General features: G+C 65.5%; 21 protein-coding genes. 6 read left to right on the forward strand and 15 right to left on the reverse strand.

Features of this window, described 5'->3' with window-relative positions; all coding sequences use genetic code 11:
* Window positions 1-8: 8 nt before the first annotated feature.
* The 7 genes from OJF58_RS04080 to OJF58_RS04110 all read right to left on the reverse strand — a co-directional run bounded on the left by OJF58_RS04080 (window position 9) and on the right by OJF58_RS04110 (window position 5,763).
* On the reverse strand, window positions 9-806 hold the full coding sequence (locus OJF58_RS04080) for an ABC transporter permease (RefSeq protein WP_300781815.1): 798 nt from the start codon (window positions 804-806) through the stop codon (window positions 9-11).
* Window position 807: 1 nt separating this feature from the next.
* Window positions 808-1,626: an ABC transporter ATP-binding protein gene (locus tag OJF58_RS04085; RefSeq protein WP_300781816.1), complete on the reverse strand. Its 819-nt coding sequence runs from the start codon at window positions 1,624-1,626 to the stop codon at window positions 808-810.
* A gap of 13 nt (window positions 1,627-1,639) precedes the next feature.
* Window positions 1,640-2,692 (reverse strand): ABC transporter substrate-binding protein, encoded by a 1,053-nt coding sequence (locus tag OJF58_RS04090; RefSeq protein WP_300781817.1) that lies wholly within the window; start codon window positions 2,690-2,692, stop codon window positions 1,640-1,642.
* A 92-nt stretch (window positions 2,693-2,784) separates the two neighbouring features.
* A complete protein-coding gene (locus OJF58_RS04095) occupies window positions 2,785-3,648 on the reverse strand; it encodes a crotonase/enoyl-CoA hydratase family protein (RefSeq protein WP_300781818.1) in 864 nt (287 codons plus the stop codon).
* A 10-nt stretch (window positions 3,649-3,658) separates the two neighbouring features.
* Window positions 3,659-3,976: an EamA family transporter gene (locus OJF58_RS04100; protein WP_300781820.1), complete on the reverse strand. Its 318-nt coding sequence runs from the start codon at window positions 3,974-3,976 to the stop codon at window positions 3,659-3,661.
* Between the two features lie 19 nt (window positions 3,977-3,995).
* Window positions 3,996-5,030 carry a glycosyltransferase family 2 protein gene (locus OJF58_RS04105; protein ID WP_300781822.1) on the reverse strand — a complete coding sequence of 345 codons (1,035 nt, stop codon included), beginning with the start codon at window positions 5,028-5,030 and terminating at the stop codon, window positions 3,996-3,998.
* On the reverse strand, window positions 5,023-5,763 hold the full coding sequence (locus OJF58_RS04110; protein ID WP_300781824.1) for a class I SAM-dependent methyltransferase: 741 nt from the start codon (window positions 5,761-5,763) through the stop codon (window positions 5,023-5,025). The genes OJF58_RS04105 and OJF58_RS04110 overlap by 8 nt, the downstream gene beginning before the upstream one ends.
* 57 nt (window positions 5,764-5,820) lie before the next feature.
* Between OJF58_RS04110 and OJF58_RS04115 the strand changes: the two genes are divergently transcribed.
* Window positions 5,821-7,398 (forward strand): hypothetical protein, encoded by a 1,578-nt coding sequence (locus OJF58_RS04115; protein ID WP_300781825.1) that lies wholly within the window; start codon window positions 5,821-5,823, stop codon window positions 7,396-7,398.
* A gap of 9 nt (window positions 7,399-7,407) precedes the next feature.
* On the opposite strand, the gene OJF58_RS04120 is transcribed toward OJF58_RS04115, so the two are convergent.
* From OJF58_RS04120 to OJF58_RS04140, 5 genes are read right to left on the reverse strand one after another with little or no spacing between them, the layout of a single operon-like run.
* Window positions 7,408-7,875, reverse strand: a complete 468-nt coding sequence (locus OJF58_RS04120; RefSeq protein ID WP_300781827.1) for a PaaI family thioesterase — start codon at window positions 7,873-7,875, stop codon at window positions 7,408-7,410.
* Entirely contained in the window at window positions 7,872-8,315 is a 444-nt protein-coding gene (locus OJF58_RS04125) for an acyl-CoA thioesterase (RefSeq protein ID WP_300781829.1), read from the reverse strand. Before OJF58_RS04125 ends, OJF58_RS04120 begins: the two co-directional genes overlap by 4 nt.
* Window positions 8,316-8,320: 5 nt before the next feature.
* Complete coding sequence (locus OJF58_RS04130; RefSeq protein ID WP_300781831.1) at window positions 8,321-9,166, reverse strand: VOC family protein; 846 nt, start codon at window positions 9,164-9,166, stop codon at window positions 8,321-8,323.
* On the reverse strand, window positions 9,163-9,615 hold the full coding sequence (locus OJF58_RS04135; RefSeq protein WP_300781833.1) for a MaoC family dehydratase: 453 nt from the start codon (window positions 9,613-9,615) through the stop codon (window positions 9,163-9,165). Before OJF58_RS04135 ends, OJF58_RS04130 begins: the two co-directional genes overlap by 4 nt.
* A gap of 37 nt (window positions 9,616-9,652) precedes the next feature.
* Window positions 9,653-10,816, reverse strand: coding sequence for an acyl-CoA dehydrogenase family protein (locus OJF58_RS04140; protein WP_300781835.1), 1,164 nt, complete (start codon window positions 10,814-10,816; stop codon window positions 9,653-9,655).
* 88 nt (window positions 10,817-10,904) lie between these two features.
* Here OJF58_RS04140 and OJF58_RS04145 point away from each other — a divergent pair, with 88 nt between their 5' ends.
* Window positions 10,905-11,108 carry a (2Fe-2S)-binding protein gene (locus OJF58_RS04145; RefSeq protein WP_300781837.1) on the forward strand — a complete coding sequence of 68 codons (204 nt, stop codon included), beginning with the start codon at window positions 10,905-10,907 and terminating at the stop codon, window positions 11,106-11,108.
* A gap of 3 nt (window positions 11,109-11,111) precedes the next feature.
* On the opposite strand, the gene bfr is transcribed toward OJF58_RS04145, so the two are convergent.
* On the reverse strand, window positions 11,112-11,597 hold the full coding sequence (bfr, locus tag OJF58_RS04150; protein WP_300781838.1) for a bacterioferritin: 486 nt from the start codon (window positions 11,595-11,597) through the stop codon (window positions 11,112-11,114).
* A 223-nt stretch (window positions 11,598-11,820) separates the two neighbouring features.
* On the opposite strand from bfr, the gene OJF58_RS04155 reads away from it, so the two are divergent.
* Both OJF58_RS04155 and OJF58_RS04160 read left to right on the forward strand, forming a co-directional pair.
* Window positions 11,821-12,435, forward strand: coding sequence for a superoxide dismutase (locus OJF58_RS04155; protein ID WP_300781839.1), 615 nt, complete (start codon window positions 11,821-11,823; stop codon window positions 12,433-12,435).
* A 15-nt stretch (window positions 12,436-12,450) separates the two neighbouring features.
* Window positions 12,451-12,606: a DUF3309 family protein gene (locus OJF58_RS04160; protein ID WP_300781840.1), complete on the forward strand. Its 156-nt coding sequence runs from the start codon at window positions 12,451-12,453 to the stop codon at window positions 12,604-12,606.
* Between the two features lie 17 nt (window positions 12,607-12,623).
* On the opposite strand, the gene OJF58_RS04165 is transcribed toward OJF58_RS04160, so the two are convergent.
* Together OJF58_RS04165 and OJF58_RS04170 are read right to left on the reverse strand one after the other, a co-directional pair.
* Window positions 12,624-13,700 carry a lipid A deacylase LpxR family protein gene (locus OJF58_RS04165; RefSeq protein WP_300781841.1) on the reverse strand — a complete coding sequence of 359 codons (1,077 nt, stop codon included), beginning with the start codon at window positions 13,698-13,700 and terminating at the stop codon, window positions 12,624-12,626.
* Window positions 13,701-13,748: 48 nt separating this feature from the next.
* A complete protein-coding gene (locus tag OJF58_RS04170) occupies window positions 13,749-14,999 on the reverse strand; it encodes an MFS transporter (RefSeq protein WP_300781842.1) in 1,251 nt (416 codons plus the stop codon).
* Between the two features lie 283 nt (window positions 15,000-15,282).
* On the opposite strand from OJF58_RS04170, the gene OJF58_RS04175 reads away from it, so the two are divergent.
* The gene (locus tag OJF58_RS04175) at window positions 15,283-17,091 is read left to right on the forward strand and encodes a radical SAM protein (RefSeq protein ID WP_300781843.1); all 1,809 of its coding nucleotides are present in this window, start codon (window positions 15,283-15,285) and stop codon (window positions 17,089-17,091) included.
* A gap of 16 nt (window positions 17,092-17,107) precedes the next feature.
* Window positions 17,108-18,313: an adenylate/guanylate cyclase domain-containing protein gene (locus tag OJF58_RS04180; protein ID WP_300781844.1), complete on the forward strand. Its 1,206-nt coding sequence runs from the start codon at window positions 17,108-17,110 to the stop codon at window positions 18,311-18,313.
* Window positions 18,314-18,333: the final 20 nt, after the last annotated feature.

Raw genomic sequence — 18,333 nt, forward strand, 5'->3', positions numbered from 1 at the left:
CGGCCTGGCTACACCTTCTCCGTCTCGCTGGCGCGCGGCTGCCACGTCATGAGGCGCGCCTCGACGAGGCCGACGACGCCGTCGAGCACGAGGGCGAAGGCGGTGAGCACCAGGATTCCGGCGAAGACGGTATTGACGTCGAATGTCCCCTCCGCCTGCAGGATCAGGTAGCCGACTCCGTGCGCCGATCCCAGGTATTCGCCGACGACCGCCCCGACGAAGGCGAGGCCCACGGCGTTGTGCAGGCTGGCGAACACCCAGCTCATCGCCGACGGCAGATAGATCGAGCGCAGGAGCTGGCGCGGCGAGGCGCCCAGCATGCGGGCATTGGCGATCAGGGTCGGGCTCACCTCGCGCACGCCCTGGTAGACGTTGAAGAAGACGACGAAGAAGACCAGCGTCACCCCCAGTGCCACCTTCGACCAGATGCCGAGGCCGAACCACACCGCGAAGATCGGCGCCAGCACGACGCGGGGCATGGAGTTGAAGCCCTTGATGTAGGGATCCATCACTGCCGAAGCTGTGCGCGAGAGGGCGAGCCAGAGCCCGATGCCGAGGCCGAAGACCGAGCCGATGACGAAGCCCAGGGCCGTCTCGAGCAGCGTGATCCAGAGATGGCCGAAGATCTCGCCCGAGGCGAACCAATCGACGATGACCTGGAACACCTTCTGCGGCTCACCGAAGAAGAAGGCGGCGCGGTTGTCCTGCTCGAAATAGAAATTCGGCAGCAGCCCCGGCTTGGTGAACAGGTACCAGACGGCGATCAGCAGGGCGAGGATGAAAATCTGCAGAGCGCGCAGGCGCATGTCAGGCCGCCTTCTGCCGTTCGTAGGCCTTGAGCACCTCTTCCTTCATCGCCCCCCAGATCTCGCGATGGAGGGCGAGGAAGGCCGGGGTCATGCGGATCTCCGACACGTCCCGCGGCCGCGGCAGCTCGATCCTGAAGTCGCCGATCGGGCGCGTGGCCGGCCCGGCCGAGAGAACGACCACGCGGTCCGAGAGCGCGATCGCCTCCTCGAGATCGTGGGTGATGAAGAGAACCGACTTCCTGTCCTCCGCCCACAGCGCCAGCAGTTCGTTCTCCATGAGCTGGCGGGTCTGGATGTCGAGCGCCGAGAACGGCTCGTCCATCAGCAGGATGTCGGGTCGCGTGATCAGCGTTTGCGCCAGCGCCAGCCGCTTGCGCATGCCGCCCGACATCTGATGCGGATAGCGATCGCCGAAGCCCGCCAGCCCGACCCGGCGCAGCCAGGCTTCGCCCTGTTTCCGTGCCTCGGCGCGCGGCACACCGCGGAAGTCGAGGCCGGCCACCACGTTCTCGATTCCCGTCCGCCAAGGCATCAGCGCGTCGGCCTGGAACATGTAGCCGGCGCGCCTGTTCACACCTTGAGCCGCGTGCAGCGGCTCGCCGAAGACGTTTACGACTCCCGACGACGGCGCCAGCAGGCCCGCCGCCACATTGAGCAATGTCGACTTGCCACAGCCGGTCGGTCCCACGACCGACACGAACTCGCCCTCTCCCACGCGCAGCGTGGTGTCGGCAACGGCCGTGTAGGGCACGCCGCCGTCACGGCCGGCGAAACGGCAGGTTACGTCCTCCAGCGCGAGCGCCGCTGTCGCCGTCATCGATGCCGTTTGCCTAGGCGTGTTTCTTTGCGCGCTTCGCGAAGTCGTTGGTCCACGTGTCCGCGAGCTTGATCTTGTCCTTGACGGCGGCGATCTTGGGGTCGCCGTCGACCAGGAATTTCAGGCAATTGCCCGGGCCTTCCGGCGGCATGATGCCGTCGGGCGAGATGGTCTCGCGCACATTGGCGAAGGCCTTCTCGTAGATCGCCTTGTCGCCGAGCAGGTACTGCGATGGCACGGTGTCGGCCACCTCCGAAGGCTTGGCCGTCTGCAGCCACTCGTCGGCGCGCACGATCGCCGTCGCGAGCGCCTGCGCCGTGTTGGGCGTCTTGGTGAGCAATCCGGGCTGACAATAGAGGCACGCCGCCGGCATGGCGCCGCCGAACAGTTCCTTGTTCCCCTTCATCGTGCGGGTATCGAGGACGACCTTCACCTCGCCCTTCTCCTGCAGGATGGTGATCGCGGGATCGGCCTGCGACACGCCGTCGACCGACTTGTTCTCGATCGCGGCCACCACCGAGGCGCCCGCACCGACGCCGATCACCGAGAAATCGGTCGCCTTGAGACCGCCCTTGGCCGCCCAGTTCGCCACCAGCATGTGCGTCTGTGATCCGGGCGCGCTGACGCCGAACTTCATGCCCTTGATGTCGGCCGGCCCCTTCACCTTGTCGGCCACATCCTTGCGCATGGCGATCGCGAGCTGCATGCCGCGCCCGATCAGGGCGAAGCCCTTGATCGCCTGTCCGCGCTGCTGCATGCGGATCGTGTGCTCATAGGCGCCGGCGACGACGTCGGCGCTCCCGCCCATCAGCGCCTCGAGCGACTTGGCGCCACCCTGGAAGTCGTTGATCTCGACATCGAGGCCCGCATCCTTGAAGAAGCCCTTCTTCTCCGCGATCGTGAGCGAGAGATAGTAAAGTGCCGACTTGCCGCCGACGGCCAGCACGACCTTCGACTTCTCCGGCTTGCCTTGGGCGCGCGCCACATAGGGCGCCGCGACGGCGCCTGCGAGAAAGGCCGGCGCGGCCGCCAGGACCGACCGGCGACGCATCTGCAACTTCGTCATTGGAAATTCCCTCCCGACAATCGCCGCGGAGATTGCCGCAAGTGCCCGGGAGCCGCAACCCGGCCTTCGTCGCAGTGGGACCGGCCTCGCGCTCAGCCGAACGGCCGCTCCTTCCACCACGGGAAATAGGACGGCATGCCGGTCGTCACCTTCATCGGGAAACGCGCCGGTCGCTTCTCCAGGAAAGCCGTCACGCCCTCCTTCACGTCGGCCGACTTGCCGCGTTCGTAGATTCCCTTGGAATCGACCTTGTGCGCTTCCATGGGATGATCGGCGCCCAGCATCTTCCAGATCATCTGCCGGTTGAGCGCCACCGACACGGGCGCCGTATTGTCGGCGATCTCGCGCGCCAGGGCATAGGCTGCCGGCAAAAGCTCGGCCGGCTTGTGAACGGAGCGGACCAGCCGGCCCCGCAGCGCTTCCTCGGCCGGGAAGACGCGGCCCGTCATCACCCATTCCAGCGCCTGCTGCGGACCGACGAGACGCGGCAGGAACCAGCTCGAGCAAGCCTCCATGACGATGGCGCGCCGGGTGAACACGAAGCCGTAGCGCGCCGTCTCCGAGGCCAGCCGCATGTCCATGGCGAGCTGCATGGTGACACCCACGCCGACCGCCGGACCGTTGCACGCCGCAATAGTCGGCTTGAGCGAGTCGTAGAGACGCAGGGTGAAAAGGCCGCCGCCGTCGCGATGCCCATCGAGGCCGGGATCGACCGGCCCGCGCGTCTCGGCATTGAAGGTGTTGGCGCCGCCCGACAGATCGGCCCCGGCGCAGAAGCCGCGCCCGGCACCGGTGAAGACGATGGCCCTCACGTCGTCATCGCGATCGGCCCGGTCCATGGCATCCAGAAGCTCCGACAGCATCTTTCCCGTGAAGGCGTTCAGCTTGTCCGGACGATCGAGGGTGATGGTCAGAATACCGTCCCTGACGTCGTATTTGATCTGCTCGTAACTCACGCCTTGCTCCTCATCCCTGGTTGATCAGCACCACGCCGCCAACGATCAGAACGATGCCGCCGATCTGTTTGAGACCGAATGGCTCCCCGAACAAGAAGTGCCCGAGCACGGCCACGATCGCATAGGACAGCGACACGCTGGGAAAGGCGATAGACACCGGCAGCTTGCGCAGGGCGATGATGTAGAGGAAGGCGGCGGAGCCGTAGAGTGCGAGCCCGCAGAGCGTCGACGGACGCAGGACCTGGGCCAGGAAATCCGGCGCATCCGCCCCCTGCTTCAGGAGAATCTGGCCGGCGATGCCGGCCAGGATGCCGAAGGCCAGCGCCACATACGAAACCAACATTGTCTTACGGTCCCAGCTGAGAGATCTGGCGATGCGGCTGCCCGGCCGCCTTCGTATCGGCAGTCGGCCGCTCGACCTTGAGCCCATCGCCGGCGTCGGCCGGGTTCCGCCGGAAGATCTCGCGAACGACATATTGCGGCTTGCGGTTCACGGCGAGGAACATGCGCCCCAGATATTCGCCGATCAGGCCGACGACAACGAGCTGCACGCCGGCCAGCACGAGCACCGCCACCATCAGCGAGGCCCAGCCCTGCGGCGCCTTGCGGGCCGAGATCGCCTCGACGATCACGATGATTGCCGCGAGTGCGCCCAGCGTGCCGAACGCGATGCCGAACAGGGTCGCGAACCGCAGCGGGATCACCGAGAAATTGGAGAACATGGAGAGCCACAGCCTGAAGAGGCGGGGCAGCGTATAGTTCGAGCGTCCCTCGATGCGCGGCAGATGCTCGACCTGCAGCCGGCCGACATTCTGCGTGATCTGGAAGACGAGCCCGTCTACGTAGGGATACGGGCCCTCGTAGGTCGCCACGATGTGCTCGCGTACGAAGGCCGACAGGCAGCGGAAGCTCGAGAGGTAGAGGCCGCGCGGCTTGTCGATCAGCCGGTCGGCGCACCAATTGGTGAAGCGGCTGCCGAGGTTGCGCCACGCGGCATGCTTCTTCTCGTCGTAGTAAGTGTAGACCGCGTCGTAGCTGCCGTCGCGCGCGTACTCGAACAGGCGCTTCACCTCGCCCGGTGGATTCTGCAGATCGTCGTCCATCGTGATCGTGTAGGTGCCGCGCGCGCGGGAAAGACCCGCCATGACGGCATTGTGCTCGCCGTAGTTCCGGCTGAGGCTCAGCACCGTCACCGGCGGGCCGGGGTCGGCGGCAAGCTGCTTGCAGACTTCGAGGCTGTTGTCGGGACTGCCATCCACCACGAGCACGATCTCGAGGCCGCCCGGAATGTCGAGGGCGCGCAGCGCGCCGACGAGCTCGCCGACCGTGGCCGCGCCGTTGTAGACCGGCACGACGATCGAGAGCGCGGGATCATCAGCCATCGCGTGACGCCACCAGGATCAGGGAGCCGCCGAAGGGAAGGCGCAGGCCGCATCGGATCGCCGCACGCTCGACCGCGAGCAGGGCGGAGAACATCGAGTCCTGCCAGGGCGGAAATTCGCGCACGTCGCTTTCGGCATCGTCCTTCTCGATCAGTCTGTGCAGGAGCATCAGCGGAAACAGCAGTGTATTCCAGTAGGTCGATCTCACGACGCGAAAGCCGTGACTGGCGAGCAGCCTGCGCGCCTCGCCACGGGTGAAGCGCCGGACATTGTGCACGCGCCTGTCATGCGCCGACAACAGCCATGAATAAGCAGGCAGGTTGAAGATGGCGACGCCGTTCGGCGCGAGGCAGCGCCGGGCCTCCTCCAGGGCCGCCGAAGGCTCGACGCCGGCATGGCAAAGCACGTCGAGCGACAGATAGGCGGCGATCCTGGCGTCGCCCAGCGGCATTTCGGTGACCGACCCCACCACGATCGGCCGCTGTGTCTTGGCGAGCGCAAGCGCCGCCGCATTGGCATCGTATTCGAGACCGATCGTGACATGGCTGCCGACGCTGGCGCCGAGCTTTGCCAGCATGCCGCCGGTGCCGCATCCCGCATCCAGCGCGCATCCCGCCACGTCCGATCGTTCGAGCGCCCGCCGGAGCAGGTCGGCGACGAGCAGGCGCAGGCCGCGGTACCACCACATGCGGTCCTCCACCGCGTGCATGCGCTCGTACTCCGCCCGTTCCACGCGCCCGCGCTCCCCGCATGTCGCCCCGGTGTCCGCTTATGATATCTTCGCCGCGCCTTGCCAACCGCCACCACCAAGCCCCCTCTGCAGTCGCCACCCATCGAACGCCTCCTGATGGTGCTGCTGTTCGCGCTGCCGATCCTGTGGCTGGCGGGCTATTTCTTCCCGCCGATCAATCACGACGTCGGCGCTATTCTCGCCGTCTCGCGCCGCTGGATCGACGGTCAGAAGCTCTATGTCGACGTAATCGACGAGAACCTGCCGCTCACCTTCATTGTGCATGCCCTGCCGGTATTGACCGCCAAGATCCTCCCCGGCGGCATACCGTTCTGGTTCACCGCCTGGGTGGTGGCGGGCATCTTCGGTTCGTTCTTTGCCTGCAGCCGGTTGATCCGACTGGTGCCGTCGGCCGACCATGCGCTGACGGCGGGCCTGCTGCCGCCGGTTCTGCTGTTCCTGTTCACGGTGCTGCCGAACGAGCATTTCGGCCAGCGCGAGCACATCATGTTCGTCGCCACCGCGCCCTATCTCTTCGCCTCGATGGCGCGCGCGGAGGGCGTGTCGACCTCGCGCGGCACCGCGATGGCGATCGGCCTGGTGGCCGGCGTCGCTTTCGCGCTCAAGCCCTATTTCCTTGCCATCCCGGCCGCGGTCGAGCTCTACCTCCTGATCCGCCGCGGCTGGCGCCGGTCGTTCCGCGACGAGATCCCGTGGTCGATCCTGGCGGTCGCCGTGGTCCATCTCGTGCTGATGTACACGGTGTTCTCCGCCTACGGCCGCTTCGTGATGCCGCTCGCCATCGAGGCCTACTCGCCGATCGGCGACGCCGGCTGGTGGGAGATCCTGACCGGCGACGTGATGGCGCCGACCCTGATCGCGCTCCTGATCTTCGGCGCCTTCGCCGTGTTCCTGACCCGCACCGTGGCGGCACGCGTAGTGGTCGCGTTCGGTATTGGCGCCGCGGTGTCCGCCATCGCCCAGGCCAAGGGCTGGCCCTATCATCTGCTGCCCGCCCTTTCGATCGCGATCCTGCTGGCAGCGCTCACCATCTCGCAGACGGTCGATCGCTATCTGCCGATCAGCCGCAGCGGCCACCGGCTGCCGGTGGCGGTGATCTCGGCGACGCTCATGGTGTTGCTCTATTTCCAGGCGGCGCTCTACACGCCGCCCTTCTTCAAGCAGCGCCAGTACGAGGACTCGGTTGGCGGAATCCTGCGCCATATCGTCGAGCAGAACGCCCCGCACCGCACGATCATGACGCTCTCGCCCGGCATCTATCCGTTCTGGCCGATGCTGAACTACGTCCACGGCCGCATGACCATGCGGTTCCTGACGATGTGGGTGCTGCAGGGCGTCTATGCGACCTGTGAGGACTTTCCGGCGCTCTACAATCCGCCCGACACGATGTCCGACACCGAGAAGTTCGTGTACGACGCCGTCTCGCAGGACTTCGCCGACGGCAAGCCCGATCTCCTGATCGTCGATACGATCCCCGGCATGCCGCGCTGCCAAGGCAAGATCTTCGACTATCTCGAGTACTTCCGCCAGAACAAGGTGTTCGCCGATGCCTTCAGGCACTACGAGCACCTGATGGATTTCGATCGCTACCAGATCTATCGCCGCAAGAAACGCTGAGAGTCCGCGTCAGCCCTCATCCCATCTGCCGCGCACTTTTGCCCGCAGCGCCTCGGGGATCTTGTCGAGATCGGGCACCTTGAACACGCCGGACGCGACCAGCACGACCTCTCCGCCGCAGACGAGATCGCAACTGCAGAAGCAGAAGTTGACAGTGCGGCGCGCGATCCGCGCCGTTCCTTCCAGCCACTGGCCCAGCCGCGCCCCGCGCACGAACTCGGTGCTGAGCGACACGGTAGGATGCGGCCAGCGAATGCCGGTGGCATGGCCCGATCCCGCGCCCATCACCATGTCGGCGACCGTGACCAGCAGGCCGCCATGCGCCCAGCCCATGGGGTTGCCGTGGCGTGGCTCGAGCGGCAAGCCGACCCGGAGCCTCTCGCCCTCCGCCTTGCACCAGAGCGGCCCGATCAGCCCGACGAAATCGTCGGTGACGCCGAGCTTGCGGAAGCCCTCGGGAACGAGCGGCGCGGTCATATCGGCAGTCCATTGGCGGAAGCGGCGAGACGATCGAGCGCCTTGCGCACGACGGGCGCGAACGACACGGCCCGGTGCGTTTCCTCGTTCAGCGACACCATGATCGCCTTGAGCACGGCCGTGCAGTTGCCCTCTCCGTCGAACAGCGCATGACCCACCACGCACTTGCGCTCGTGCGCCTCGATCAGGCGCGCGCAGGCGGTCGCCGTGCCGGGATAGAACATCTGCCGCTTGAAATCGACCTCAAGCCGTCCCACCACTAGGCGAAAGGGCGGCAGGCCCTTGCGCACGACTTCGCGCAGATAGGAGACGCGCACGCTCTCCAGGAGCTGCAGGAACGCGACGTTGTTCACATGCCCGTTGGCATCGACATCGGCGAAGCGCAGACGCTCCGACGTCACGAAGCCATAAATGCCGCGATCGGCCAGATCGAACGCCATGAAGCCTAACGCTCCGCAAATTCGAGGGTGAGGTGAGCCGCTTCGGACGGCGGAACCAGCAGGCGTTCGCCGTCCGGCTTCAAGATCCTCACGCCGTTCTTCCTCAGGAGGGCTTCGCAGCCGGAGAGGCTTTCGACGCGCAGCCGCAGCAGCGCCGGATGATCGTCCGGCCGCACCGGCACGATGCCCGGATAGCGCGCGGCATAGGCCTCGCGCGCCAGGTACCGGATCGGCTGCGTGCCGGTATCGACTCTCAGCGTGTCGCCGTCCCGCGCCACGGCGCCGGCACCAAAGTACTTCTCGAGCGTACCGATCCATTTCGCGGGCTGCTCCGCGATCACCGTGACGCCCAGAATGCCTCGTGCCCCGTTCGGATGCCTCGCCCATTCGGGCCGATAGACGAACTGCGGTGTGAGATGCTCGCAGACGAACAGGCCCACGACGGGCATATGCCTCTTGGGAATGCGCACCGTCCGGAAGCGCGCCTGCTCCGTCCTGCCATCGATCTCCACGGCGCGATCGAACGCGAGCGGCGCGTCGGGCTGCAATCCGGCCGCCTGGAAAGCCTGCCAGGCGAGATCGGCGCCGTCGGTCGCCAGCGCGACGTTGGCGAGGCCGCCGCCGCTCTTCAGCCACTCCCTCCGCTCGGCATTGAACTCGGTGTCCTCGACGATGCCCAGGATCTCGAAGTAGTCGCGCTCGAAGATCATCAGATGGTTGGCGGTGCCGAGCTTCTTGTGGAAACCGCGCGGCTGGACCTGGAAGCCGAGCCGTTCGTAAGCGGCCTGCGCCGCATCGATGCCATCGACCATGACGACCACATGATCGATGCCCTTGACCGGCCGCATCATGCCGGCCGTCGCCGCACCATGTTGATGCCCTTGGCCGTCATGACGAGCTCGCCCTTCTGGTTGACGGCGTGCCAGCTCTCGTGGATGACGCCGAGCTCCGGCTTGCTTTTCGACGGCACCTTGGCCGCGCATTCGACCCAGGCCGTCAGCGTGTCGCCCGGCCGCACCGGCTTCAGCCATCGGATCTCGTCGACGCCCGGCGAGCCCAGCGCCGTGCGCTTGTCGAGATAGTTGTCGACAAAGAGGCGCATCAGCTTGGCGCAGACCTGCCAGCCCGAGGCGATCAGGCCGCCGAACAGCGACTGCCGTGCCCTCGCAGCGTCGAGGTGAAAATCCTGCGGATCGTAGAGTCGCGCGAACTCGACGATTTCCTGCTCTGAGAAACGCGTCGAGCCCAGCGGATATTTCCTGCCGACCTCGTAGTCGTCCCAATAGCGCGGGGCGTTCAAGGATGCATCCATCGGGCTGCAAGATGCGGTGCCTTCGTCAGTCTGACAAGACCTGGCCGAACCGCTTGGCGATCTCCTCCAGCATCACCTCCGACGCCCCGCCACCGATCGCCTGCACGCGCGCATCGCGCGCCATGCGCTCGATCGCGCTTTCGCGCACGAAACCCATGCCGCCATGGAACTGCACGCAGTCGTACAGCACCGCGTTCACCAGGTCGCCGGCCAGCGCCTTCACCATCGATACCTGCGCGACGCAATCGACGCCCCGGGCATCGAGCGAGGCGGTGTGGTGCACGAGCTGGCGCGCCGCCTCGACCTCGGCCAGTCGGCGCGAAAGCCGCTGCCGGATCGCCTGCTTCTCCCACAAGGGCACACCGAAGGCGATGCGTTGATTTACATGCTCGAAGGTCAGGCGGAGCGCCTCGCGCGCCTCGGCCATCGCCATCGCGCCGATCACCAGCCGCTCGGTCTGGAAGTTGGCCATGATGGCGTAGAAGCCGCGATTCTCCTCGCCCAGCACGTTTTCCGACGGCACGCGGCAATCCTCGAACACGAGCTCAGCGGTATCCGAGCAGCGCCAGCCCGTCTTGTCGAGTGCGCGGCCGACGTGGAAGCCGGGCGTGCCCTTCTCGACCATGAACATGGTGAGGGCACGGCTGCCCTTGGCCGCGGGATCGGTGCGCGCCGCGACGAAGTAAAGGTCGCCATGCACCCCGTTGGTGATGAACATCTTCGCGCCGTTCAGCACGTAGCTGTCGCCGTCGCGCACCGCGCGGGTGCGGATGCCCGCGACATCGGATCCGGTGCCGGGCTCGGTGACGGCAACCGCCGTGATCGTCCGGCCGGCCATGACGCCCGGCAGATACCGCTCGTGCTGCCGCTTGCTGCCGAAGCGCACCAGATGAGGGCTCGCCATGTCGGTATGGACGAGCACGGTGATGGCGAAGCCGCCAAAGGTCGACCGTCCCACCTCCTCGGCCAAGATCACCGACGCGCGGGCATCGAGGCCTGAGCCGCCCAGCGCCTCGGGAACCCGCAGCGAGAGGAAACCGAGCTCGCCCATCTCCCGAAGCACGCTGCGCGGCACGAACCCGGCCTGCTCCCATTGCGGCCCGTGAGGCTTCACCTTCTCCTCGACGAAGCGGCGAAGCTGGGCCCGGATCAGGTCATGCTCTTCACGAAGACGGCCCCTCGATTTCACCTGATTTGGCCCCTTGACCTGTTTGCGAACGCCTCTTATCTTCGTGGTGCGAGTAAGTCGCAACTGCATTGGAAAGACGTCCGCCAGAATGTATATCTGCATCTGTCGCGCCATTCGAGATCGTGATGTCGACGCCGCCGTCCGGGCCGGCGCCCAGCGGCCCGTGGACGTCTTCCGGGCGTGCGGCCAGACCCCGCAATGCGGCGGCTGTGCGGCGGACATGCGCAAGCGGATCGGCCAGACGATCGCCGACGAACAGGCCGCTCCCCAGGTGTTGCTCGCCGCCGACTGACGCTCAGTCGGCGTCCTCCTCTTCTCCGATCTGGGTCTGCAGGTAGTTCTGCTCGCCCACCTTCTCGAGGAGGGCGAGTTCCGTTTCCAGAAAGTCGATATGGGATTCGGCGTCATCCAGGATGTCGACCGCGATCTCGCGGCTGACATAGTCTTGGGCGCTCTCGCACGCCGCTATGGTTCCGAGCAGATCGGCACGTGCGGCCGTTTCGAGCCTGAGGTCGGCATTCAGACATTCAGGAACAGTCTCGCCGATGCCGAGCCGGCCGAGATCCTGCAGGTTTGGCAAGCCCTCGAGCAACAGGATGCGCTGGATCAGCCGGTCGGCATGCTTCATCTCGCCGATCGACTCGTCGTAGATTTTCTTGCCCAGCCGTTCGAAGCCCCAGTGCTTCATCATCCGGGCATGCAGGAAGTACTGATTGATGGCGGTGAGCTCGTTCTTTAGAAGCTTGTTCAGTTCGGCGATGATCTGCGGGTTGCCTCTCATGACAAGCCTCCGAGCTGGTTCTCCCCAAGAACACTAGCGCCGCTTCATCCTCAAAACAAAAGAAGACATCGCATCGTGTTGCTTCGGCTTGCAAATCACTCCGGCTTGCAATTCGGCCGATAATGGCCATTTCGCGGGCACTTGCCTGCGAAAATGCGACGCAACAATAAATGCAGGCAGACGTTCCATAGTCCGGGCCCTCGTAAACCTAGGGAGTTCAGCCATGCCACTAGACAAGCCCAAGCACGCCTTCAGCCTTCCGAAGCTGCCCTATGCCGAGAATGCCCTCGAGCCGGTGATCTCCGCAAAGACCATTTCGTTTCACTACGGCAAGCACCACGCCGCCTACGTGAACAAGCTGAACGAGCTGATCGTCGGTACCGACTACGACGGCATGTCGCTCGCGGACATCGTGGCCAAGTCGGCGAAGAACGAGAAGGACAAGGCGGTCTTCAACAATGCCGGCCAGATCTGGAACCACAATTTCTACTGGGACAGCATGTCCCCGAAGGGCGGCGAGCCGTCCGGCAAGCTCAAGGATGCGCTGCAGTCGAGCTTCGGCGGCGTGAAGGAATTCAAGGATGCCTTCCAGAAGGCCGCGGTGGCGCAGTTCGGCAGCGGCTGGGCCTGGCTGGTGAAGGGCAAGGACGGCAAGCTCAAGATCACCACGACGTCCAACGCCGATACGCCGATCGCCCATGGCGAGACGCCGCTCCTCACGGCCGATGTGTGGGAGCACGCCTACTATCTCGACTACCAGAACCGCCGCCCCGACCACGTGACCGCTTGGCTGGACAAGCTCGTGAACTGGTCGTTCGCCGAAAAGAACCTGGGCTGACGAAAGGAAGGCAACATGCTGGGCACTATCCTTCTGATCATTCTGATCCTCATATTGCTCGGCGCGTTGCCGACCTGGCCCTACAGCAGCGGCTGGGGCTACTATCCCAGCGGCGGCGTCGGGCTCATCCTGATCATCGTGATCATCCTGCTGCTGATGGGCCGCATCTAGGCCCATCGGCAAGGCTATCAGTAGCGAAACGTGACATTGATCGACGCGAACTGATCGAAGCGGTCGCGCTCGAAAAACGACGGCGTGCGCACGACCTGGGTGAACGAAACCCGCACGCCGCGAAACAGCAGCGCCAGGCCCACCGTGCCCTCGGCGACGAAGGGCCGGTGCGTCACGTGCATGCTGTTGCCATCGGTATTGCCGTCGAGGAACATGTCGCGCGCCACGGCTGATCCGCTCACGCCAAAGAACAGATACCAGGCAAATCCCTTGCCGACGAAGCCTTCGGAACCGGGCAATGCGGGGCGCGCCCTCGGCGGTCCGAAGTCGGCCCGCAAGTCCTTGCCGACGCGCAGCAGGCCGCCGACACTGGCATAGGTCGAGACGTTTCCGACCGCGGCCCCGACGATCGGCACGAGATCGTATTCGAGCTTCGGACGATCCAGGACAATGCCGTGTCCGGTGCGCCAGCGGCGTTCGAAGGTGAGGTCGAGCGTCGGTTCGTTGTGGAGCTGGTTGGCCCAGCCGTTGGCCGGACTGTCGTTGATCAGGCGATGAAAGTTGTTCTGCACGAACGCACCGCCGGCGGCGGGACCAACCAGTCCGAAATCGAGCTGCAATGTGTCGAGTCGTACCGGATCGTCGGCCCCGCTCCGCGGATCGACGCGCTTGTAGGTCGACTGCAGGGCGACGCTCATATAGAGCCATGCCGCATACGGCCGGTCGTCGAAGATCGGGCGACTTGTCTCGGTGTCCTGCGGCGTGTAGAGGTTCTGGCCGAACGAGACGCCGACCCGCCGGGTAACCGAGTCGACCGGCCCTTCGCCGAAGAAGGTCGGCAAGGTGAGCATTCTCGCCCACCCGTCGGGCAGGTCCGACAGAGCCGGCGAGAGCCAACCGATGCGCACGCCGTTGGTGTAGTCTCGATCCGACTTGCCGACCAGATTGAAGAAATCGTTCTCGACCTGAAGCGTGAAGATGTTGCGCTGCTCGTCGGGATCGGGCGTCCTGTCAATCGGGACCGGTTGCCCGGCGGCCGCCGCGGTCATGCCCGCCGCCAGGAAGACAGCCGCCAGCGTTATGGTCTTGGGCATGCTCCTCCTCGATCGTGGCAGGCCAACGCCGGGCGCGGCGCAAGGTTCCTATCGCTGGTTGGCGGCCGCCTGCGGATACCAGAGATGCTCGCGCCAATGGGCCGCGATCAGTAGCGTGAAGGCAATGCCGATGACGCTGTAAAGCGAGCCGGTCACCGCAAATCCGACATGCTCGATCAGGGGACCGCTCAGCAGCAGGCCGAGCGGAAGCCCGTAGACCGCGAGCATGCGCACGCCCATGACCCGTCCGCGAAAGGCAGGATCGGCCGTGCGCAGCAAGATCACCGCCATCGGCACCATGCAGAAGCTTTGCGCGACACCGATCAGGATCAGCAGGATCTCGCCCCAGCGCGGCGTCTGGATCCACGAGAAGACGAGATTCAAGGCGAACCAGACCAGCGCGCAGGCGATCATCGTCCGGGCCGCTCGGATGCGCGCGCCGTGCATCGACAACAGAATCGAGCCCGACAGCGCTCCGATCGCGAAGCTTGCGATCAGCCAGCCGAGACCGGTCTGGTCGAGGCCGTAGATATCCTTGGCGACGTGCGCCAGCAGCGCATTGACCAGTGGAAAGGCCGCGAAGTTCATCAGGAAGGCAAGCAGAGTGGCGGCGCGAACGTCAGGTGTCGACCAGACGTAGGCGAAGCCTTCCCTGAGGGCGCGGACCGGGGACAGCGGGATCGCCTGCTCGCCCAGCACCCGCAGCCGTCTGACGCCGACATTGAGCGACAGCAGGAAGCTCACGCCGTAGACTGCGCAGATTACCACATAGGCGATACCCGATCCCAGCGTGGCCATCAGCGTCGCGCCCGACAGGGCGCCCACCACGCGCGCCGAATCGGCCGTCATGCGCGATACGCTCATGGCCCGCATCAGGAGGTCCGCCGGCATGGTCTCGCCCACCAGGAGATTGCGCAATGTGATGTCCGACGGCCTGACGAGGCCCATGACCGCCGCAAGGAGGAAGACGGGAACGGGCGTGGCGAGCCGGCTCAGGAACAGCAGCATCAGGCAGAACGCAACGCCTGCGTAGGTGATGCGCATCAGGCAAAGGACGTTGCGGTTGCCGATGCGATCTCCCGCCATCCCGAAGAAAGGCGACACCAGCGTGCCGAGGAACTGCAGGGAACCGAAGACCGCGAGCGCGGTGACCGAGCCGGTCGACACCAGGACGAACCAGCCGAGGATCACCCCTTCCATCTCGAACGCCCAGGAGGCGAGAAGATCGGCCGGCCACTGGAAACGGAAGCTGCGAATCTGGAAGGGTGCCAGTGCAGGAATACGCGCAAATACGGTCAACTTCGCTGGTTTTCCTCCTGCCACCGCCTTGAAAGGAAAGGCACTTCCACTGGCCGCAGGGTGTCTGCTCTTGCGATGGCACGCAACGGAAGAAACGCGGGTACAGGCCTTTCCCACCCTTGTCGACGATGCAAATCGTCGGCATAAGACATTGACGGGGAATGCCTTTGTCTTGCCGGCTGGAAACATGTGCTGGCGGATGATGTCGCCCGGTGTGCGTTCGACAGACCGTCAGCGGGACGCCCGGACCGTACGCGGACTTTGCAGGGGGAGATCATCCGCGATGGGCAGCTCGGCCAAGAAGACGTGCTTTCAGCTCATCCTGATCAAGCCGACTCACTACGACGACGACGGCTATCCGATCACGTGGCTCAAGTCCCATATTCCCTCCAACACGCTTGCCGCGCTTTATGGGCTCGGAGACGATTGCCGGCGCCGGCGGGTGCTGGGGCCCGATGTCGAGATTGTCCTCAAGCCGTTCGACGAGACCAATACGCGCGTACGGCCCGATCGTATCGTCCGCGATATCCGCCGCAGCGGCGGCAAGGGTCTGGTCTGCCTGGTCGGCGTCCAGAGCAACCAGTTCCCGCGAGCCGTCGACCTTGGACGGCAGTTCATCGAGGCCGGCCTCCCGGTGGCGCTTGGCGGTTTCCACGCCGCAGGTTGCCTTTCGATGCTGCCGGTCGTGCCGCCGGAGATCCAGGCGGCCATGGACATGGGCATCTCGATCTTCGCCGGCGAGGCGGAGGAAGGCCGACTCGACGCCATCCTGCAGGATGCATGGCACGATCGGCTGAAGCCGCTTTACAACCACATGGAGGATCTGCCGGGCATCGAAGGCGCCCCGACTCCCAGCCTGCCGCCCGCGGCCCTGGCCCGCAACGAGGGCCGCAGGTCGAGCTTCGACCTCGGCCGCGGCTGCCCCTTCCAGTGCTCGTTCTGCACCATCATCAACGTGCAGGGCCGCAAAAGCCGCTTCCGCAGCGCCGATGACCTCGAGGCCATCGTCCGCGAGAACTACAGGCAAGGCATCACGTCGTTCTTCATCACCGACGACAACATGGCCCGCAATCGGCATTGGGAGGACTTTTTCGACCGGCTGATCGAGCTGAAGGAGAACGAAGGCATCCAGGTGTCCCTGATCATCCAGGTCGACACGCAGTGCCACCGCATCCCGAATTTCATCGCCAAGGCCCAGTGGGCCGGCGTCTATCGTGTCTTCATCGGCCTCGAGAACATCAACCCCGACAATCTGCTGGCAGCGAAGAAGCGGCAGAACAAGATCACCGACTATCGCAAGATGCTGCAGGCCTGGCACGCAGTCGGAATCTCCACCTGGGCCGGCTATATCCTGGGCTTCCCCGGCGATACGCGGGAATCCGTGCTACGCGACATGGAGATCATCAAGAAGGAGTTGCCGCTCGACATCCTCGAGCTCTTCATCCTCACGCCGCTGCCGGGATCGGAAGACCACCAGAAACTGTGGAAACAGGGTGCCTGGATGGATTCCGACCTCAACAAATACGACCTTCACCATCGCGTGGTGCACCATCCCAGGATGAGCGACGAGGAGTTCGACCGCACCTATCGCGATGCCTGGAAGGCCTATTACACGCCGGAGCACATCGAGACCGTGGCCCGCCGCCACGGCGCCATTCGCGGCCGCAATCCGGCGGAGCCGGCCCAGTTCATGACCATGTTCAAGATCATGTTCGAGGCCGAGGGCATCCATCCGCTGGAAGGCGGCATCGTGCGGATGAAGTATCGCCGCGACCGGCGCTACGGGCTGCCGATCGAGCCGATCGGGCTCTTCCATCTCAAGCTCGCCGCCGAGAGCTGGCGCAAGCTCAGGATCTACGCGCGGCTCGCCTGGCAGGGCTGGCGCATCGGCCAGAGAGTGAAGCACGACCCCAGGCGCCACGAATACACCGATCTCGCCCTCGAGCCGGTGGCCGAGGAGGAGATGGACAAGCTCGCGCTGTTCGCCGAGACCGCCGGCGGGGAGGCAGCGGTCGTCAAGAAACGCGGCGAGGATCTGGCGCGCGCCCGGGCTGCGGTCGCCCAGAACCAGAGGCTCGCCGCCGCCGAGTAGCGCTATACTTTCCGGCATGGACGAAGAGGTCGTCGCCCGCGTCTACGCCGATCCGCTGGCCCGCTGGTTCGTCACCGAGGCGTACAAGATCGCCGATACCGGCGAGCTCGTCGCCGCATCGGGCGAGCAGCTCGTCAAGGCCGGCATCCCGCTCTGTCGCCTGGCCTATTTCCAGCGCACCCTGCACCCCGAGCTCGACGGCAAGGCCTACTTCTGGCGCCGCGGCCAGCCGGTGCAAGTCCAGAGCGCGGCCGCGGGCCTGGGGGACCGGCCGGAGTTCCGCGCCAGTCCGATAGCCATCGTCTACGACGAGCGCAAGACATTGCGCGTCCGGCTCGAGAGCGTCGAGCCTGAAGCCCCGGCGCTGCGCCAGTTCAAAGCCGAGGGCGGGACCGACTACGTTGCCCTGCCGCTCCTGTTCGGCAATGGCCATGTCGACGGCCTCAGCGTGATGTCCGACAGGCCGGGAGGCTTCTCGACGGCCGACCTCGACCGCATGTTCCTGCTGCAGTTCGCCTTCACGCGCATCGTCGAGTCGCATTCGTTGCGCGATACCGCAACCTATCTGCTCGATGCCTATGTCGGCCGGGCCGCCGGCCGGCGCATCCTGGCCGGCGAGATCAAGCGCGGCAGCGGCCAGACGATCGAGGCGGTCCTTTGGTACTGCGACCTGCGCGGCTTCACACGCGCGTCGGACACCCTGCCGCGCGACACGGTCATCAACCTGCTCAACGACTACTTCGACGTCATGGGCAAGATCGTCACCGGCGTCGGCGGCGAGATCCTGAAGTTCATGGGCGATGGCATGCTGGGCATGTTTCCCGTGCCCAACCCGGACGAACGCGCCCGCGTGGCCCGCAACGTCATCCGCGCGGCGGGCTCGGTGGCCGACGCGATCACGGTGCTGAATGGCATCCGAGCGGCCGCCGACGAACCTGCCGTGCGCTTCGGCCTGGCATTGCACATCGGCGAGGTGATGTTCGGCAACATCGGCGCCAGCAACCGACTCGACTATACGGTGATCGGCCCCGCCGTGAACCACGCGGCGCGGCTGGAAAGGCTTTGCGCGCCGCTGGGCCGCCCTGTCGTTCTTTCCGGCGCGCTCGCGGAGCTGCTGCCGCCGCGGGACATCGAGCCGCTCGGAGCCCACACGCTGAAGGACATCGACGAGCCGCAGCCGATCTTCGGGCTGCGCGGCGCCGGCGGCTGGAGCCTGCCTTAGCCTCCCGGCGCCGAATTCCG

This window comes from Enhydrobacter sp., from assembly GCF_030246845.1.
Lineage (GTDB): Bacteria > Pseudomonadota > Alphaproteobacteria > Reyranellales > Reyranellaceae > Reyranella.

Coding starts and splice junctions, on each gene's coding strand:
- OJF58_RS04125 (WP_300781829.1), bottom strand. CDS start 8,315: ATGGCGTTCGATCTGGCCGATCGCGGCATTTATGGCTTCGTGACGTCG.
- OJF58_RS04085 (WP_300781816.1), bottom strand. CDS start 1,626: ATGACGGCGACAGCGGCGCTCGCGCTGGAGGACGTAACCTGCCGTTTC.
- OJF58_RS04120 (WP_300781827.1), bottom strand. CDS start 7,875: ATGACCGCGCCGCTCGTTCCCGAGGGCTTCCGCAAGCTCGGCGTCACC.
- OJF58_RS04160 (WP_300781840.1), top strand. CDS start 12,451: ATGCTGGGCACTATCCTTCTGATCATTCTGATCCTCATATTGCTCGGC.
- bfr (WP_300781838.1), bottom strand. CDS start 11,597: ATGAGAGGCAACCCGCAGATCATCGCCGAACTGAACAAGCTTCTAAAG.
- OJF58_RS04180 (WP_300781844.1), top strand. CDS start 17,108: ATGGACGAAGAGGTCGTCGCCCGCGTCTACGCCGATCCGCTGGCCCGC.
- OJF58_RS04130 (WP_300781831.1), bottom strand. CDS start 9,166: ATGATGCGGCCGGTCAAGGGCATCGATCATGTGGTCGTCATGGTCGAT.
- OJF58_RS04080 (WP_300781815.1), bottom strand. CDS start 806: ATGCGCCTGCGCGCTCTGCAGATTTTCATCCTCGCCCTGCTGATCGCC.
- OJF58_RS04175 (WP_300781843.1), top strand. CDS start 15,283: ATGGGCAGCTCGGCCAAGAAGACGTGCTTTCAGCTCATCCTGATCAAG.
- OJF58_RS04165 (WP_300781841.1), bottom strand. CDS start 13,700: ATGCCCAAGACCATAACGCTGGCGGCTGTCTTCCTGGCGGCGGGCATG.
- OJF58_RS04155 (WP_300781839.1), top strand. CDS start 11,821: ATGCCACTAGACAAGCCCAAGCACGCCTTCAGCCTTCCGAAGCTGCCC.
- OJF58_RS04090 (WP_300781817.1), bottom strand. CDS start 2,692: ATGACGAAGTTGCAGATGCGTCGCCGGTCGGTCCTGGCGGCCGCGCCG.
- OJF58_RS04145 (WP_300781837.1), top strand. CDS start 10,905: ATGTATATCTGCATCTGTCGCGCCATTCGAGATCGTGATGTCGACGCC.
- OJF58_RS04105 (WP_300781822.1), bottom strand. CDS start 5,030: ATGGCTGATGATCCCGCGCTCTCGATCGTCGTGCCGGTCTACAACGGC.